Here is a 16,929-nt window from a genome sequence, read left to right on the forward strand (position 1 = left end):
TTAGAGATTGCCTATAGCCTTTTGTAATTGATAATATTGAAACTGAGCAGCTATTTTTGCCGCAGCATAATCGAACCGGGTTTGCAGTAATTGTGTATCTGCATCTAATAAATCAGTGACAAGCGCCAACTGATTGAAATAGGTATTATTTACAATCCTTAAGTTTTCTGTCGCCTGGATGATATTTTCGCGGGCAACATCCATTCTTTTCAAAGACTCCTGGTAACGCAGGTAAGCCGTATTTATTTCCACCCGTATATTATCCTCCGTACCACTGTGTTCAACCTCCTGTTCCTGTATTTTTAATACAGCGTCGCGGGTTTTATGCGTATTGTGGTAAAGAGAGGAGATCGGAAAGCTGGCTTTAACGCCCGTCATTCCTAAACCATACAGTGCAATTGAATATGGATACAGCATAATTTGAGGGTAGGAATAGCTGTAATTTGCAAAAAGACCTAATTTTAAAGCGGTATTAGATTTCACTTTACGCAGCTCCAGTTCACGAAGTTCCTCTTCCTTTTCCGATATTTTAAAAGCGTAAGAATGTCCCATCGCTGTATTCAGATATTCCTGATAAGGAAGTAAAACAGGCATTTCATTATCGTCCGCGGCGGCTGGGTTAAGTATGAACTCATCCGGCTCCCCCATTAGTATATTCAATTTTTGATTGGCAATTTTCAGGTCATTATTTAACTGCTCCAGTGCCATTTGCTGTTTGGACAGCTTTAAAGTCACACGTAATACATCACTTTTTAACACAACACCATTTTTTTGCAATTGCTGAATTTCCTCGAGCTGCTTTTGCTGGTCACTGATATCTTTAAGTAACAATGTTTTAAAAATAGTACTGCGCTGCATATCGAGATATAGAGCTGCTGCCTGAAGCTTCATTTCTGAAACAGTCAGATGCTTGCGTTCCTGTGCAATTTCATTTTCTTTCTGCTCCAGCTTAATATTAAGATTAGTCCGCCCGCCATTATAAAGATTTAAGTAGGCTTCCCCGCCAACGCGATAAGTGGTATGTACTACTTCCATCTGTGTAGGTGCATGAAGTAAGCCGTTTTCATAAACAGGAAAATTACTTACGCGGGCATACTCACCCGCTACACCAATCTCCGGCAGTCTTTCCGCTTTGGCATCTTTAATACCTTCTATGGATTCACGGACACGGAGATCCTGAATCTGAATAGCTTTATTTTGAGCGGAAACCTTATCCCAGATTTGTTGAATGGAAAGCTCCCCTTTAACTGGTTGTTGAGCTTTTATAGGATTGAAGAGAGCGAATGACAGCAAAATTAGTACTGTCTTTTTATGAAGATGATACATATAGGTAAACAATAGCACAAAAATACGGTGCTTATAATCCTGTAATTTTATCTATATTACCATTTATTAGTCCATTCCAGCCAATGCCTTATTTAGACACCCACACCTACCTGAAAGCCATAGATCTGACACCGCAGGGTATCTTCGTTATGCACGAAAAGGTAGAGCGGCGCCTGCCGCCTCACGCACACCAAAAGCATCAGCTTACCTATGTAGAAGGTGGCATAGCCTATATTTATATGCAGAACAAGACCTATATCATACCTGCACGTCACTATGTCTGGATTCCCAGCGGACTTGAGCATTATTTAAAAGTGCGAAATGCACAAACCGTAACCAGAAACCTCTATTTCCATGACGACGGTCAAGATCCCTTTTATGATAAGCTGGGCATATACCCCGTCAATAATCTCCTTTTCGAGATGATAGTATTTACAGAACACTGGAATGGAACTGTGAATATAAAGGAAGAAGGTTTTGCTTTCCTTTCGGCTATTAAAGATATCCTGCCTAAGCTTAATACACGCGCTTTACCAATTGCATTGCCGACGACAGCTAACACCAGACTTCGCCCGGTTATTATGTACCTGAGTACACATTTTTCTGAACATTTAACATTACAGTCCCTGAGTGAAAGATTCGGAATGGGTGAGCGGACTTTGTCGCGGCTATTTCAATCTACGATGAGCATTTCCTTTTTGCAATACCTCAAATTACTCCGTACCGTCAAAGCCATAGAAATGCTGTTACAGCACGACAAAACCACCTCAGAAATTGCTTATCTGACCGGATATAACAGTCTTGCAGCCTTTAGCAAAGCTTTCCATCAATTAACTAATTTCCGGCCGACAGATTTTGCTAAGAAAATCTAGTTTAATCTTTTCAGCTGAAAATCTGTTGGAATTTCTACGATCAACGGCACCTTTTCCACTGCAACAAAACTCAGATCAAGGCCAAAACCTTTTTCCTCTGCTACACTGAATGTTTTAAGGAAACCATAATAAATCATCGTGAATCTTTCAATCAGATTCAATGTATCCGCGTTTGAGAGTACTTTTTCGATTACTACAAACCTGAAATCGCCGGCGATATGATGCTCTTTAAGCGAGTTATATTTACTGGTAATGTCAATTTCTTTGTTGGCAACCATCTCTTCAACAACTTTACGGAAAAGCACATTAACACGCTGCTCCACTCGAAAACCTAACCGGAAATCAATGCGGATCAATTTCTTATCAATCAACTGTTCCACTTTATATTCGAGTGTGAACGGCTCGTCTGTTACATCCACGTGAATAAGCCAGTACACATCTGCCCTTTTTGGATGCTTCTGAATAATGGAATACATAATAGATGATTCAATTTCGGTCGCAAAATTCGCACTCGTCAGATAAACCAGCTGAGATGCATATTTTGGAATAGATTCATCTTCGCTGATCTTACCAAGAATCGGGTAGAATTTCTCAATATCCACAAAGCGCATGTACCGGTTTCTGATTCTGCGGCCGTTAGACCAGGTCCACATGATAGAGAATAAAGATATCCCCAGCAGTAAAGTGAACCATCCTCCATGCATGATTTTGGCGACATTTCCCAACAGGAATGTAATTTCAATAATACCATAAACCAGCAGGAATAGTCCGATCAGGTAATAAGGAACCTTTTTACGGATCAGGAATATAGACACCAGAATCGTTGTCATCAGCATGGCCACAGTGATAGAAAGTCCGTATGCAGCCTCCATATTTTCTGACTTCTGAAAGATGAGCACAACCAGAATACAACCGGCGAATAATATCCAGTTCATGGAGGGAACATATAATTGCCCCTTTGAATTACTCGGAAAATTAATCTTTACTTTAGGCCAGAGATTTAACCGGACAGCTTCAGAAATCAGGGTAAAAGATCCCGAAATCAGTGCCTGGCTTGCGACTGCAGCAGCTACTGTGGCAATCAGAATTCCATAAATCAGGAACCAGTCCGGCATAATATGGAAGAAAGGATTCACCTGCCCCAGATGTGTTCCCTGCAATTGCCATAACCAAACGCCTTGTCCCATATAACTTAGAATCAGACAAATTTTAACGTAAATCCAACTCACTCGAATATTCGATCTTCCGCAATGCCCGAGATCCGAATACAGTGCTTCTGCTCCAGTTGTACACAGGAATACCGCACCTATAATGAGAAAAGCCTCTGGATTGGTCGTTAGAATATGGTAGGCGTAATATGGATTAACAGCCTTCAATATTTCCGGAAAGCTCAACACATAAACCGTTCCCAGCACTGCAATCATCGTAAACCAGATCCACATGATCGGACCAAATGCCTTACCAATAAAAGAAGTTCCGAATTGCTGTATTCCGAAAAGGAATGTAATAATCAGAATTACAATAGGCACAGTCGGCAGGTCTTTGTAGATAATGCCTAAACCTTCAATAGCAGAGGAGACCGTAACTGCCGGGGTCATAATACCATCTGCCAGTAAAGCCGCTCCCCCAATCATTGCCGGTATAATCAACCACTTAGCTCTTCGTTTTACCAGGGAGTACAAAGAAAAGATACCCCCCTCCCCTTTATTATCTGCCTGTAAAGTAATAATTACATACTTCAGCGTAGTTTGGAGTGTCAGCGTCCAGAAGATGCAGGACAACCCTCCCAGGATCAGATCTGCTGTAATAAGCCGGTCGCCGATTATAGCTTTAAAAACATATAAAGGAGAAGTGCCAATATCCCCGTAAATAATGCCCAGGCTAATTAACACACCTGCTGCTGTCAGCTTGTTGACATCCTTATGACTTGCCATCTCTTTAAATTAGTGGCGCAAATGTATGCAATTGTAAATGATTGAGTATGTGCATATCTTATAATTTATCATCTGACTGTTAAATACAGGTTAAATTTCGATCTGAGCGGCCTCAAAGTCTTTTTTACGCATAAATTTTGCGATATTTGAGATCATACCACAGGATACACTCAGACAGCTCATCCATCCGGTCAATGCCACCTTCCTGCCTGAATAGCCTGTTCATTCCGAATTTAGCATCATGTTGTCAGAAAATAAAAGCATTCCCGTAAAACCCCTCTTTAAACTTAACCAACCAGACGATAATTATAAATACCTGCCGGCTCCCGTAGCAATTGGTCAGTATCCTTACCGGCTAAAACCAGAGATTCAGACTGCAACACCAGATAAAATGATTTTTCAAGTTGCAGGAGATACAGGTGGAGTAAAATCCCCTGCCTTTCAAAAACAGATTGCAGAAGAAATGGGCAGACAATTTTTCGAAGCACCTTCAGCTGATGAAAAACCATCTTTTCTTTTTCATGTCGGCGATATAGTCTATCACCATGGAGAAGCTAATCAATATGAACAGCAGTTCTTCAAACCTTACAGAAACTATCCGCTTCCGATCTTTGCGATTCCCGGAAATCATGATAGTGACGTAAACCCGCTAAGTGAAAAACCCTACCATAGTCTGGATGCTTTCTGCAGTGTATTTTGCGGATCAGCGCCCCGGGCAGTACCATTTGGAAGTAAAAAAGACAGATTGAGCGGTGTGCAGCCAAATGTCTACTGGACTTTGCAGACCCCACTGGCAAATATAATCGGACTATACACTAATGTTCCTAAATACGGTGTAATTACGACAGAGCAGAAAGCATGGTTTATAGAAGAATTAAAACATGCGGCAACTGAACAGCAGGAAAAAGCGCTGATTGTAGCCTTACACCACTCCCCTTATTCCGCAGACTTCAATCACGGATCCAGTTTGCCCATGCTCACATTTTTGGACGATTGTTTCGAACAGGCCGGTGTAAAACCAGAATTAGTACTTAGCGGGCATGTACATAATTATCAGCGTTTCAGCAAAACCTATGCAGACGGCAATATCGTTCCTTTTATCGTTTGTGGCGCCGGAGGATTTGACGAAATGCATTGGCTGGCAGAAGCAGATGATATCAGCTACAGCAACGACAATCCTTTATTCGACAACGTGAAATTGGAACGTTTCTGTGCAATGCAGCATGGGTTTCTAAACCTCAGCATAGAAAGAAACACTGAAGGAAGAACCATTAAAGGACGCTATTACGCAATCCCTCACGAAGGTTTAAAAGAAGGTGAAAGTGCTACTTTATACGAAGAATTTGAATATACATTCAATCCAGCTGAAAAAGCCGCTTATTTGAACGAACAGGCTTAATTGAGTTTAATACCGGATTGGCGTCCAGTGTACCAGGTTTCCTGCGAACTCTTCGTTGAAGTACAGAAAGAAGTCAGCAATAGTTGGAAATCCATCATTAATAGCCAGCTTAGCCAGGGTTTCCTGATCCAGCAGTTCATAATCAATAAAAACAGCAGGACCGTTTTCTTTAATCAGTCCCGAATAATCTATATGGATCCGCTGTACCGAAGTACAGGTTATTTGCGGCGCAAATTGAAATTCATCGGTCGCATTGAGATTAATAACCAGCTGTATAGTCTTCCCTGCTGACCATTCATTGTCCAGATCTTTTCTAATCGTATGTAGCTTTGGCTCCATAAATTCGCCGAAATCTTCGCCATCCCAGCATACACCAAATTTCTCCAGGTAGCGTCGCTGATAGTTCTGATAATTAGTTATAAAGTCATCAGAACCGGCTAAAAGTCCCCTCCATATTTTCTCAATAAAATAATTCGGCTGATTATGAAAACTGGTTCCGAACGCTAATTTCATAGTTTTTTTTTGCTTTATTAAAATCAAAGTACATTGTTTTTTTCAATCTTCCTAAATTTTTTCAGATCGTTGGAAATCGTGGAATGACATTGAGCAGATAAAAAAAACTTAAGATAATGTTATTTTGTTGCCGTATATTATATTGCATACAAGCTGACACTTTTAATTATTAAATGAACACTTTTACTTCTATTACGATCCTGGTGACCATTAGCGGTTTGATTTCCTATCTTAATCATCGCTTTGTTAAACTGCCCGGTACTATAGGTATTATGGTTATAGCCATTGCCTTTTCAGTACTCATTATGCTAACCGGTAAAACTTTCCCTGCTGCTTACGCATTGGTATCAGAACTCACTTCAAGTATCGACTTTACCAAAACCCTACTAGACGTAATGCTTGCATTCCTGCTATTTGCAAGCGCCCTTCATTTCGACTATCAAAAACTTAAAGAACAAAAAAGAACCGTATTAATCCTCAGCACTGTCGGTGTAATCGGATGTACGACTATTTTCGGGTTTCTTTTATACTGGATAGGACCGGTTATAGGTGTGGAAATCCCACTCATTTACTGTTTCCTTTTTGGTGCTCTGATCTCACCTACCGATCCTGTGGCCGTTCTATCCGTATTAAAAAAATCAAAAATACCACCTTCACTGGAAACCATAATAGGCGGTGAATCACTGTTTAATGATGGCGTGGGTATTTTACTATTTGTCACGTTGCGTGAGCTTACCGTAGATACTTCAGTAGCGTTCTCCTGGTCTCACTCCGGTGAATTATTTATCCAGGAAGTTTTCGGCGGGATACTCCTCGGTGTGATCTCCGGTTATTTTTGCACCAGGTTAGCTAAAAAAGTAGATGACCTGCAAACGATACTTATGATTACGATCTCCATGGTGATGGGAATCTCTGTGATAGGTGGCTTACTCCATGTTTCTATTCCGCTGGCAGCTGTTTCCGCAGGCCTTATGCTGAGTAACATGGAACTAGGAGAAAGTAAGGGAACTTTCGGATTGAAAAGTATGCTGGATAAAATCTGGGGCTTAATTGACGATCTGCTGAATACCATCTTATTCGTTATGATCGGCTTACAGATAGTTGTTATCCCATTCTTTACCAATTACTGGGCAATCAGTTTGTTGTCGGTCGTATTTGTACTCATTGCCAGAGGTGTCAGCATTGCTGCACCCGGAATTCTGCTGCGCCGTTCGCTGAAAGTAGATTATAACAGATTGGGTATTTTAATCTGGGCTGGTTTAAGGGGCGGTATTTCCGTTGCACTTGCTTTATCTTTACCGGATTCCGATTATAAACCACTTATTGTATCTGCGAGTTATACTATCGTGATTTTTTCTATTATTGTGCAGGGCCTCACCCTCAATAAAGTTGTGGACAGGCTTGTTAAATAGCAAGAACATAAGGTCATATGCCTGTTGTTTTCCTAATGAAAGACAACAGGATTTAAACAAACATTTATGCATTCGAATTTTTTAACGCACCTAACAAGACAGTTTGATCTGCCATTTACCAATCCGGTACTGATCTTTTCCTTGTTACTATTTATCATTCTGATAGCTCCTATTCTGCTTGGAAAGATAAAAATACCTGGTATAGTAGGTTTCATTATTGCCGGTATAATCATTGGCCCTTACGGATTCAATATCCTGAAGAAAAATTCAGCAATCGAATTATTCTCTACCATCGGTCTTTTGTATATCATGTTTATCGCCGGTATAGAGCTGGACCTGGCCGAATTCAAAAAGAAAAAGCACCGGAGCTTTATATTCGGCTTTTTAACCTTTGCTGTTCCCATTTTAATAGGTTTTCCTGTCTGTTATTATCTGCTCAATTACTCCTTCTTAACTTCCCTGCTAACTGCCAGCATGTTTGCTACGCATACACTGGTTGCTTATCCGATTATCAATAAATTCGGAATTGGAAAAAATGAAGCTGTAGCGGTAACTGTTGGCGGAACGATTCTAACAGATACCGCTGTTTTAATTATCCTGGCTGTCATTATGGGATCTGTGGAAGGGGAACTCAACTCCACATTCTGGATACAGCTGGCTATCTCTTTAAGTTTATTCACTGCTACTGTATTCTTTATAATCCCGAAGATTGCCAAATGGTTTTTTACAAAACTGGAAAGTGAAAAAACCTCACATTATATTTTCGTTCTTTCTGTTGTATTCTTTTCTGCATTCCTGGCGCAGTTAGCTGGCATAGAACCAATTATAGGGTCATTTGTTGCCGGACTGGCACTAAATAAACTGATTCCCCATACTTCCATTTTAATGAACAGAATCGAATTTGTAGGTAATGCCTTATTCATTCCTTTCTTCCTGATCAGCGTAGGTATGCTAGTCGACCTGCGCGTTTTATTCCGCGGACCTGAAGCCTTAATTATTGCAGGTTCATTAACTGTGGTTGCGCTGATTGGTAAATACCTCAGTGCGACCTTTACACAATGGATTTTCGGCTATAGTAAAAATCAGCGTTTACTAATTTTTGGCCTCAGCAGTGCACATGCTGCAGCAACACTGGCTATTATTTTAGTTGGTTATCAGGCCAAAATTATTGACGACAATATTCTTAACGGTACCATTATCTTAATCCTGGTTACCTGTGTAGTGGCTTCTTTTGCAACAGAGAAAGCAGGAAGGCAGATCGTATCTGCAGAAGAGGTTGATGGCCCCGCTCCTGTGCAACAGCAGGAAAGTATTCTGATACCTATTGCCGATTTCAATAATATGGATACCATGCTGGACCTGGCCTTATTGTTAAAAGACAAAAACTCAGAACAGCCGATCACCCTGCTCTCCGTAGTACCAGATAGCGATAATGCGCAGGCAAACCTGGTTAACGCAAGAAAAAAACTCAATGACTCTGCAAAATATGCGTCCGGAAATGGCACGCTGATTAAACTTATTGCCACATTAGACCATAATATCGCTAGTGGTGTACTTCGTATTGCGAAAGAAAAAGCCGCTAATATCATCATTACCGGCTGGCCAAGGCGCACAACTGTGCTGGATAAATTTCTTGGGGACAAATCTGCGGCGCTGATAGAAAAATCTGATGCGCACCTTTTTATTCTGCATCTCAATAAACCGATATCCGTACACGACAGACTGCAGCTGGTCTGCCCGCCTGCTTACCTGCCGGAAATTACAATGAGCATCTGGTTATCCAAAGTATGTAAGATCAGTGCTGAATTAAGCTTGCCGGTAATCTGTTATTGCGATGAAGCGACCAAAACACACATCAATCAATATCTTTTGCATACCAAATCCAGCATCAATATTAAATTTGACGAGGCAGAAGTATGGAAGGACTGGAGAATGCTGAAGTCCAGGATCTCGGTTAATGATTTTATGATCTTCGTACTGGACCGGAAAGAGGATACAAACTATCTATTATCCCTGACACACACACAGCGTAAACTTGACGTGATTTTTGAAAAACAGACCAAACTTCTGATTTATCCGCAAATGTCCTGATAAGAAAAGGCCTACCAGCCCTTTCTTTTGCGTAATGCTAAAATCTGCTCGGCATGGTGCTTACCATGCCAGCTATATAAATTAATCATCTGCCAAAGTGGTACCCCCTTTCCATCTGCCGGATGTATATAAATTTTGTTCCAGTCTTGGTCTGTCATTGCATCCATTAATGCTGTCCAGCGGCGGTGAAGCGCGTGTATTAAGGTAACTGAGACATTAAGCGGCACCTCAAAAACATCGGGTAGTTCAGCCCATAAATTCTCATCATATGGTTTAACGACCGGGGCTTCTTCAGTCAGTGCCAGCTTCATCCTGATATAGGCATTCATATGACTATCTGCGATATGATGAATTACCTGAATCGTATTCCAACCATCTTTTCTGTACGGTACCAGCAATTGTCCTTCATCCATATTTTCTATACAATAATCCAGTAACAGCGGTATTGAGCGTATAGAGCCAATCCAGGCCATTTTATTCTGCGGTGTAAAAGCCTCGGCAGGCTTAAAACGGCCAATGGGATAACGATATGATTCTTCCAGATCTTCAGTCATGCAACGAAGATAAAAAACCCAGACTATTTTTAATAAAAGAACAAAGGATTTATGCCGCTTTAGACATGCTCCAAAAAACTAGTTATTAACTATAGATTAATAGTAGTTTTGGTTGGATCATGTTAACATTTCAGGCATACTTTATTCATTGTTTCTTCATACTTCCTTCATTGTTTGTTCATTCGAGATTGAACAGACAATTAAGGAAGTATGAACTAAATCTAAACGGACTATGCAGCTAATACAGCCGCCACACTTTCGTTGAAAGAAAAACAAAACCAGTAAATTAAAGGTTTAAAATGGACCTGAAATAGAAATACCTGCTTCCACGGCGCTAAACTGTTCATATTCATTGAAATTTGCTATTTTTGAAAATCAAATCAAATCATTTTGGCTAAAATCAAAAAGAATTCTCATAAGATCCTGTACAGGAAGTATTCCGCTAATATCAAGTATATTATGATGGCGCTGACTGTATTTATCATTACCTTTTTTCTGCCTAAACAGCCACGTTTCAGATATGAATTTCAAAAAGGTAAAATATGGTTAAATAAAGATCTTATCTCGCCTTTCAGCTTTGCTATCTTGAAAACTAATCCTCAGGTTAGCACAGATAAAAAAGACGCGCTTGAAAACGTTCTGCCAATTTACAGGTATGACTCTGAATTGCTTCAGGATGTAGATGAGGCTTATGCCAATGAATTTGATGTTAAATGGAATGGCAATGCCTTTCCCGAAGATGAGCGGGTCGCCAATAAAACCGCCTCTTTAAAATTGCTTAACGAAATCTATCAGAAAGGTATTATAGCAACTAATGCCAAGCACCAGAAAGGAAGAAAGTATTATGACGTCTCTCTCCTGAATAATAATGTGACTAAAACTATCAGTACACAGGATCTTTACACCGTACAAACGGCCCTGGATTATTTCAATAAAACCTTCACAACCACAAATTTAAAAGTTAAGGAAATGGTTATGAATCTGGTAGAAGACCATTTACAGCCTAATATTATCTTTGATGAGAAGCTAACTGGAATTGTTCAGGACAATACGATTAACAGTCTTTCTACAACCCGCGGGATGGTGCAGAAAGGTGAACTGATTATAGCGAGGAATAATGTAATCGACGACGAGGTTTATCAGAAGCTTCAATCTTTTAAAGAAACTTATGAGGCACAAACAAAAACCATCGGTGACAGTAAAATTGTTTACCTCGGTCAGATTTTGCTGGTTAGTTTCATTCTGAGCCTGTTAATGATCTTTTTATATTTATTCCGTAAAGATATCTATGCAGACAACAGGCAGCTTTCGCTCTTAATGCTCGTCATTACCAGTATGCTCCTCTCACTCACCTACTCCATAAAATTAAATCTGCCGAGCCTTTATTATATTCCGTTCTGTATCGTTCCAATTATCATCCGAATATTATTTGATACCAGGCTTGCCTTATACCTGCACTTACTGGTAATCCTTATAGCGGGTTTCTTCGTACCAAACAGCTTTGAATTTGTGTTCTATCAGACTACAGCAGGTATGGTCGCGATTTACAGCATCCGTAACCTGATTAAAAGAGAGCAGCTTCTATTGTCTGCATTATATATCCTGACTGCGTATTTCATCTGCTTCCTGGGTATTGGATTGCTGAGAGAGGGCTCATTCAAGGAAATCGAATGGATGAATTTTGTGCCATTCATTTTCAGCGTCCTACTTTCTCTATTGGCGTATCCGTTAATTTATGCGTTTGAAAGGGTCTTCGGTATAACTTCCGATGTTGCATTAATCGAGCTGACCAACACCAACAATAAGTTACTACGCGAGCTTGCATTCAAAGCTCCGGGCACCTTTCAACACTCTCTGCAGGTAGCTAACCTGGCAGAAGCAGCTATCTTTAAAATCGGTGGAAACTCACTTCTTGTCCGTGCAGGTGCATTATATCATGACATTGGCAAGATTGAAAATCCGCAATATTTTATTGAAAACCAGAATACAACGCTAAGCCCGCATGATAAGCTCCCTTATGAGCAAAGTGCGCAGATCATTATCAAACATGTCCACAAGGGAATCGAAATTACCCGCAGGCATCAGCTTCCGGAAAGTGTTATTGACTTTATTAGAACACACCATGGAAATACACGTGTAGATTACTTCTATCAGAGCTTCCTGAAGAATTCTCCCGAGAAATTTGTTGACGAGAATACTTTCCGCTACCCAGGTCCTATTCCGTTCTCCAAAGAGACTGGTGTCTTAATGCTCGCCGATTCTGTGGAAGCTGCTTCCAGAAGTATCAAAAACCCAGATGCGCAAAATATCAATGACCTGGTAGAAAGAATTATCAACTATAAACTTGAACAAAACCAACTTGACAATTGCGACCTGACCTTAAAAGATCTGGAGACGATTAAACTCATTTTTAAAACGATGCTAATGAGTATCTATCACGTTCGGATCGACTACCTGCAGAACGTATAAAGCACTACTGCAAAACTTTTTCTATTGAAAACCAAGCCAAAGCTGTTCACTTTATCTGGCAGCACGAGAAAAAACTCCAGTAATGAAAAGCTATTGCGGGCGATAGCCAGTGAATACGCTAATGAAATCTCTTTTGAAAATTTCGATCTGGAATCACTCCCTTATTTCAGTGCGGGGCTTAATCCTGATGAGATGCCTGTTAGTGTCATTACATTTCTAAGTGAGATAAGAGCCGCTGACGCTGTATTGATCTGCAGCCCTGAGTATGTATTCAGTTTACCAGGAATACTTAAGAATGCATTAGAATGGACTGTATCAGAGACTGTATTTTCATTTAAACCTTTTGCCTTTATTATTTTATCCGCCTCGGGCATAAAAGCCTTTGAATCATTAGATCTGATCATGTCAACTCTTTTACAGGAAGAAATTCCAACTGAATTAAAATTATTGATTAGCGGTGGGCAGGGTAAATTCGATGAAAATGGTCGTTTCACGGACCTAAAAACAGAAGCAGCAGTATTTAAACTAATAAATACACTGACAATATCTTTAAAGAAAAACTTGCGATAACAAGAAAGATTGGGAAAATCTTACTTATTCTCCCAAAATCTCAAAAAATATATCAAAAAAATCAAAAAATTATACTTCTGATTCTCAATATGATGCCAGCGAAAAGCTGTCATATCCTGATATCGGCGTAACAAAATGTGTAATTAATTTTTGCAGATATGAATCATTTACTATATTTGCAATCCCGAAAAACGGGTAACAAATTTAAACGGAGGGATGCCTGAGTGGCCGAAAGGAACAGTTTGCTAAACTGTCGTACTGGCAACGGTACCGAGGGTTCGAATCCCTCTTCCTCCGCAGAACGTAATGAAAGCCCCACTAAGGGGCTTTTTTACGTTAAAAGCCATTCCGGGGACAAAAGAGGGACACAGTTAAATCGCCATAAATTCATGAGTAAGAAATATAAATTCGCAAAAGTCTATAAAGGAAAGAGCGGTGATGCTTCTGAAAAATGGTTTGTTTTCTATTCCTTCATTAACCCATCTACCCTGAGATTTGAACGTATTAAAGTTTACGAAGGCATTAATGAAATCAAAGATCTTCAAACAAAAGAAAAATTTGGAGAGGAGCTTATTTCAGAAATCAATAAGTCTCTGAAAGCCGGATACAACCCCTTCGAAACAGATGAATCGAGTGAAGTAATTATAAAGGAGGTTCAGGCAGAAATTGAAAGGGTAGAGAACCCTCCTTTTCCGCTGATTACTGAAGGCTTTATTGAATTTCTAAATGAAAAGCGGAGAAATGATCTGGCTAAGCCGACTATCCAATCATATGAAGGTAAGATCGGTATGTTCGAATATTATTTACTGGAAAACAAGATGGCTGACCTACGTGTGGACGCTATTGATTCGTTGTTCGTCAGTAACATGCTGGAATGGTTAAGGCCAGTACAGAAATGGAATCCTACAACATTTAACAATCATTTGAGTATGTGGGCTATGCTGATCAAATGGTTTGCTAAGAAGCCTCGATTTTGGGTAAACCCAGAAGTATTTGACCTTGGAAAAGACGGTGACATACAGTTCAAGAATTCTAGCCCAATGAAGCATCAATATTTTGGGGATCCTGTAGGCCCCAGGGTCAGGGAAGAATTAAAAAAGTTCCCAAAATTGGAGCAATTCTGTATGTTTATTTATTTCAGCTGCATGCGTCCTGACGAGATCCGGAACCTAAAAATTGAAAATGTAGATATGGCAGGACGTTACATTAAAATAGTGGGTAAGACCAAAAGTAGAACTGTCCCAATATGCGATGAACTATTTGATATTTTAAACAGCCTGAACATTGACAAGCATCCGCTTAATTATTATGTGATAGGTAAGGAAGGTGAAGTGTCTCCACATATGCACAGTGAAAACTGGTACACAAAAACATTCAGGGAAGAGATCAGAAAGCCACTTGGCATATCTGAAAACTTTAGTCCTTATGGCTGGAAGCACACGCGAGTTGTGGATCTTCTAAATGCAAAATACAGTGATGCTGAAGTAATGAACCTTACCGGTCATAGAGATACGGCTGGTTACGATAAATATAAACGTGACCTAATTGGACATTTGGAAACTAGGCTACGAGGAAAGACGATTGGCTGGTCCAGAAATAAAACTGAATAATAAGATATCCCTGATGCAGGGATATCTTCTATTAAAATCCAACTAGCCTAATCGACGCGCCGGCGCCGAACATCCAACCCTTCATACTCGGATAATACTGATAATCTCCACTTAAATCGACTCTACCGAGCTTGATGTTTATTCCTGGACCTGATCCTGCTCCAATAACTTTGTTGTAAGTACTTTTCAAGTGTGCTTCAGCATTGAAAGAAACAGGTTTACGATCAAATCCAACGTAATTGACATGATCAACTTTGAAATATGGGTTATCGGAGGTTATTGATAATAAAGTCCGCTCTCTGCCCAATAACCATTTTTTCTTAAATCCCTGTGACGCAGTCAAATTAAGTGACCCTAAAAAGTCTGCTCTTGCTGAGCTAGTTGAATCATATGGTGGTGTAAATATCAAATTTAAACCATTTCCATTGTAGGTATAGTACTTTCTTTTCAGGGAATCTAGCTGTTCAACTAGCTGCAGATTACGCGCACTTATCGAGGCATTGATTACAAGAACCTCTTTCAACTGTTTATTCCGGATATCCAATGCCATGGCTGCAGTATCTATCACACCCTTCGAATCAGTATCGAATCCCTCATTCTTACTGGAAGCATGATTTTTGGTAATGTCAAAAATTACATTTTCTATCCCTTTAGCGTCCACTGCTCTACTGATTGCTTTAGCCTCGGTTAGAACTTGCTTAGCTTGTTTTTCTTTTGATTTTTCAAATGATGACACCCTTTCTTTTTCTTGAAAGAGATACACCAATGCAACCGTTAGCCCGATGGCCAAGGCAGCGATGATAAGATAGAATTTTAAATTTTTCATATTATTTACCTCCGATTACTTTATTGGCTTTGGTCGCCAGCTTTTGCCTAATGGTACTATCCATTTCTTTTTTTTCGATTGCTTGTTGAATGTTGATACCTCTACTGATTAGAAGAGCGTTTGTCAGGGCGTCTTTATCAGACCGGTACTGAGTATTTTCAAACCTTAATCGCTTTACCTCATCCTCGCAATCTGGTTTGTCGAGTAGTAAGATTAAAAGGAATACACAGACAGAAAACAATGATACAGATGTTACCGCCCATGGGTACTTATTCATTTTCTCAGCAGTGGGTATTTTTAGAGTCATGCTATGCTGCTGCTTTAAAATGGTTATAATACTTAAACATGGTTTTATCGTATGGCTCACGATCTAATTTGATTGCTAGCTCTTTATAATATAATCCATTATAATACTTAGCTATTAGATCAAAATCAGATAATGTCAATTCTGGTTTCTGCATAATTTTAAGGAGTCTTGGATCGGTTTTGATGAAAAGTGCAATTAATACCACCTGGTTATACTCTCCCCTGTCGTTACTGTAAGTTTTACCATCCCAGCCTTTGGCGAAATCCCACATTTCGTTTACAGTTTTGAATCCCAGCCTTGCATAATGATATCCCATCACTTGACCTGCGCCAATGGAAGTAGATTTCATTGCAGCAGCGGGAGATAATTTATACGCATCATTGAATGCTTTCCACTCCACAGTTTGGTTCCCGACAGGATTATTTAACCAGACACTATTCTTATCAGACTTTTGCCAGTCCTTGTATGTCTTTTTGAAATATGAAGGTTCGAATTGTATAATAATCTTTCCAGTTATCTCACTAAAACCTTGTGAATTGCTTTCTGCTTCTAAAAAGGATCTGAATGCTGCAGGATTGGCTTTTATTGTTGCTGCAATCTTATCAATCTGTACTCTTGTTAACTTCATAATACAACTTGTGTATCACAAATTTACCCCCATCATTCACGGGTATAGTCGAGTTGACTTCACCATGTACAGTTGGTGAAACATTAGGTAATCAGATCTGCAAAAGTCGAATTCCACAGATCTGATTTTACATTTATTCCTGGATAATAGAGTACCCTCTTACAATGTCGTTTAACTCATCATGAACAACTTTGATTAAGTTCATGTCTGGTTCGATTCCGTTAAAATTGAAGTTTGTATTTGTGGGATTCTTTGCTGCCCTAAATGATCCCCGTTTATTTATCCCGTCAACTATAATTTCTGTTGTTAAATAAGTACCATCATGCTCATATGTGAATTTAAGATCCCAGTCACCTACAGTTAAAACGTCTACTGCTTTCTGATTTACACTTAAGCTTTTTCTTTTTGAAGTTGCCAT

The 16,929-nt window shown here is 39.7% G+C and carries 15 protein-coding genes and 1 tRNA gene; 8 read left to right on the top strand and 8 right to left on the bottom strand.

The window, feature by feature from the left end; genetic code table 11:
- A complete protein-coding gene (locus tag BM192_RS04000; RefSeq protein ID WP_234797502.1) occupies positions 1-1,293 on the bottom strand; it encodes a TolC family protein in 1,293 nt (430 codons plus the stop codon).
- Between the two features lie 116 nt (positions 1,294-1,409).
- Here BM192_RS04000 and BM192_RS04005 point away from each other — a divergent pair, with 116 nt between their 5' ends.
- Positions 1,410-2,198: an AraC family transcriptional regulator gene (locus BM192_RS04005; RefSeq protein ID WP_051759583.1), complete on the top strand. Its 789-nt coding sequence runs from the start codon at positions 1,410-1,412 to the stop codon at positions 2,196-2,198.
- Here the strand turns inward: BM192_RS04005 and BM192_RS04010 are convergent.
- On the bottom strand, positions 2,195-4,132 hold the full coding sequence (locus BM192_RS04010; protein ID WP_037438259.1) for a KUP/HAK/KT family potassium transporter: 1,938 nt from the start codon (positions 4,130-4,132) through the stop codon (positions 2,195-2,197). The two genes, BM192_RS04005 and BM192_RS04010, sit on opposite strands and share 4 nt — an antisense overlap.
- A gap of 241 nt (positions 4,133-4,373) precedes the next feature.
- Here BM192_RS04010 and BM192_RS04015 point away from each other — a divergent pair, with 241 nt between their 5' ends.
- Complete coding sequence (locus BM192_RS04015; protein ID WP_051759584.1) at positions 4,374-5,531, top strand: metallophosphoesterase family protein; 1,158 nt, start codon at positions 4,374-4,376, stop codon at positions 5,529-5,531.
- A 6-nt stretch (positions 5,532-5,537) separates the two neighbouring features.
- Here the strand turns inward: BM192_RS04015 and BM192_RS04020 are convergent, their stop codons facing one another.
- Positions 5,538-6,044: a hypothetical protein gene (locus BM192_RS04020; protein WP_037438260.1), complete on the bottom strand. Its 507-nt coding sequence runs from the start codon at positions 6,042-6,044 to the stop codon at positions 5,538-5,540.
- Positions 6,045-6,217: 173 nt separating this feature from the next.
- Between BM192_RS04020 and BM192_RS04025 the strand changes: the two genes are divergently transcribed.
- Together BM192_RS04025 and BM192_RS04030 are read left to right on the top strand one after the other, a co-directional pair.
- Positions 6,218-7,456 (top strand): cation:proton antiporter, encoded by a 1,239-nt coding sequence (locus BM192_RS04025; RefSeq protein ID WP_037438261.1) that lies wholly within the window; start codon positions 6,218-6,220, stop codon positions 7,454-7,456.
- A gap of 66 nt (positions 7,457-7,522) precedes the next feature.
- Positions 7,523-9,547, top strand: coding sequence for a cation:proton antiporter (locus tag BM192_RS04030; RefSeq protein WP_037438262.1), 2,025 nt, complete (start codon positions 7,523-7,525; stop codon positions 9,545-9,547).
- A gap of 11 nt (positions 9,548-9,558) precedes the next feature.
- Here the strand turns inward: BM192_RS04030 and BM192_RS04035 are convergent, their stop codons facing one another.
- Complete coding sequence (locus BM192_RS04035; RefSeq protein WP_051759587.1) at positions 9,559-10,101, bottom strand: YfiT family bacillithiol transferase; 543 nt, start codon at positions 10,099-10,101, stop codon at positions 9,559-9,561.
- Between the two features lie 390 nt (positions 10,102-10,491).
- On the opposite strand from BM192_RS04035, the gene BM192_RS04040 reads away from it, so the two are divergent.
- From BM192_RS04040 to BM192_RS04055, 4 genes are all read left to right on the top strand, one after another.
- Positions 10,492-12,570 carry an HD family phosphohydrolase gene (locus tag BM192_RS04040; RefSeq protein WP_037438263.1) on the top strand — a complete coding sequence of 693 codons (2,079 nt, stop codon included), beginning with the start codon at positions 10,492-10,494 and terminating at the stop codon, positions 12,568-12,570.
- A 24-nt stretch (positions 12,571-12,594) separates the two neighbouring features.
- On the top strand, positions 12,595-13,140 hold the full coding sequence (locus BM192_RS04045; protein WP_037438264.1) for an NADPH-dependent FMN reductase: 546 nt from the start codon (positions 12,595-12,597) through the stop codon (positions 13,138-13,140).
- A 210-nt stretch (positions 13,141-13,350) separates the two neighbouring features.
- Positions 13,351-13,437, top strand: a tRNA-Ser gene (locus tag BM192_RS04050).
- A gap of 92 nt (positions 13,438-13,529) precedes the next feature.
- Positions 13,530-14,750, top strand: a complete 1,221-nt coding sequence (locus BM192_RS04055) for a tyrosine-type recombinase/integrase (protein WP_074963896.1) — start codon at positions 13,530-13,532, stop codon at positions 14,748-14,750.
- Between the two features lie 31 nt (positions 14,751-14,781).
- Here the strand turns inward: BM192_RS04055 and BM192_RS04060 are convergent, their stop codons facing one another.
- From BM192_RS04060 to BM192_RS04075, 4 genes are all read right to left on the bottom strand, one after another.
- Positions 14,782-15,576 (bottom strand): hypothetical protein, encoded by a 795-nt coding sequence (locus tag BM192_RS04060; protein ID WP_074963897.1) that lies wholly within the window; start codon positions 15,574-15,576, stop codon positions 14,782-14,784.
- A gap of 1 nt (position 15,577) precedes the next feature.
- The gene (locus tag BM192_RS04065) at positions 15,578-15,883 is read right to left on the bottom strand and encodes a hypothetical protein (RefSeq protein ID WP_037438267.1); all 306 of its coding nucleotides are present in this window, start codon (positions 15,881-15,883) and stop codon (positions 15,578-15,580) included.
- A gap of 1 nt (position 15,884) precedes the next feature.
- Positions 15,885-16,511, bottom strand: a complete 627-nt coding sequence (locus BM192_RS04070) for an N-acetylmuramidase domain-containing protein (RefSeq protein ID WP_037438268.1) — start codon at positions 16,509-16,511, stop codon at positions 15,885-15,887.
- 133 nt (positions 16,512-16,644) lie between these two features.
- Entirely contained in the window at positions 16,645-16,929 is a 285-nt protein-coding gene (locus BM192_RS04075; protein WP_037438269.1) for a hypothetical protein, read from the bottom strand.

Source organism: Pedobacter antarcticus (assembly GCF_900112985.1).
GTDB classification, from domain to species: Bacteria; Bacteroidota; Bacteroidia; order Sphingobacteriales; family Sphingobacteriaceae; genus Pedobacter; species Pedobacter antarcticus.

Coding starts and splice junctions, on each gene's coding strand:
- BM192_RS04005 (WP_051759583.1), top strand. CDS start 1,410: ATGCCTTATTTAGACACCCACACCTACCTGAAAGCCATAGATCTGACA.
- BM192_RS04010 (WP_037438259.1), bottom strand. CDS start 4,132: ATGGCAAGTCATAAGGATGTCAACAAGCTGACAGCAGCAGGTGTGTTA.
- BM192_RS04015 (WP_051759584.1), top strand. CDS start 4,374: ATGTTGTCAGAAAATAAAAGCATTCCCGTAAAACCCCTCTTTAAACTT.
- BM192_RS04020 (WP_037438260.1), bottom strand. CDS start 6,044: ATGAAATTAGCGTTCGGAACCAGTTTTCATAATCAGCCGAATTATTTT.
- BM192_RS04025 (WP_037438261.1), top strand. CDS start 6,218: ATGAACACTTTTACTTCTATTACGATCCTGGTGACCATTAGCGGTTTG.
- BM192_RS04030 (WP_037438262.1), top strand. CDS start 7,523: ATGCATTCGAATTTTTTAACGCACCTAACAAGACAGTTTGATCTGCCA.
- BM192_RS04035 (WP_051759587.1), bottom strand. CDS start 10,101: ATGACTGAAGATCTGGAAGAATCATATCGTTATCCCATTGGCCGTTTT.
- BM192_RS04055 (WP_074963896.1), top strand. CDS start 13,530: ATGAGTAAGAAATATAAATTCGCAAAAGTCTATAAAGGAAAGAGCGGT.
- BM192_RS04060 (WP_074963897.1), bottom strand. CDS start 15,576: ATGAAAAATTTAAAATTCTATCTTATCATCGCTGCCTTGGCCATCGGG.
- BM192_RS04065 (WP_037438267.1), bottom strand. CDS start 15,883: ATGACTCTAAAAATACCCACTGCTGAGAAAATGAATAAGTACCCATGG.
- BM192_RS04070 (WP_037438268.1), bottom strand. CDS start 16,511: ATGAAGTTAACAAGAGTACAGATTGATAAGATTGCAGCAACAATAAAA.
- BM192_RS04075 (WP_037438269.1), bottom strand. CDS start 16,929: ATGGCAACTTCAAAAAGAAAAAGCTTAAGTGTAAATCAGAAAGCAGTA.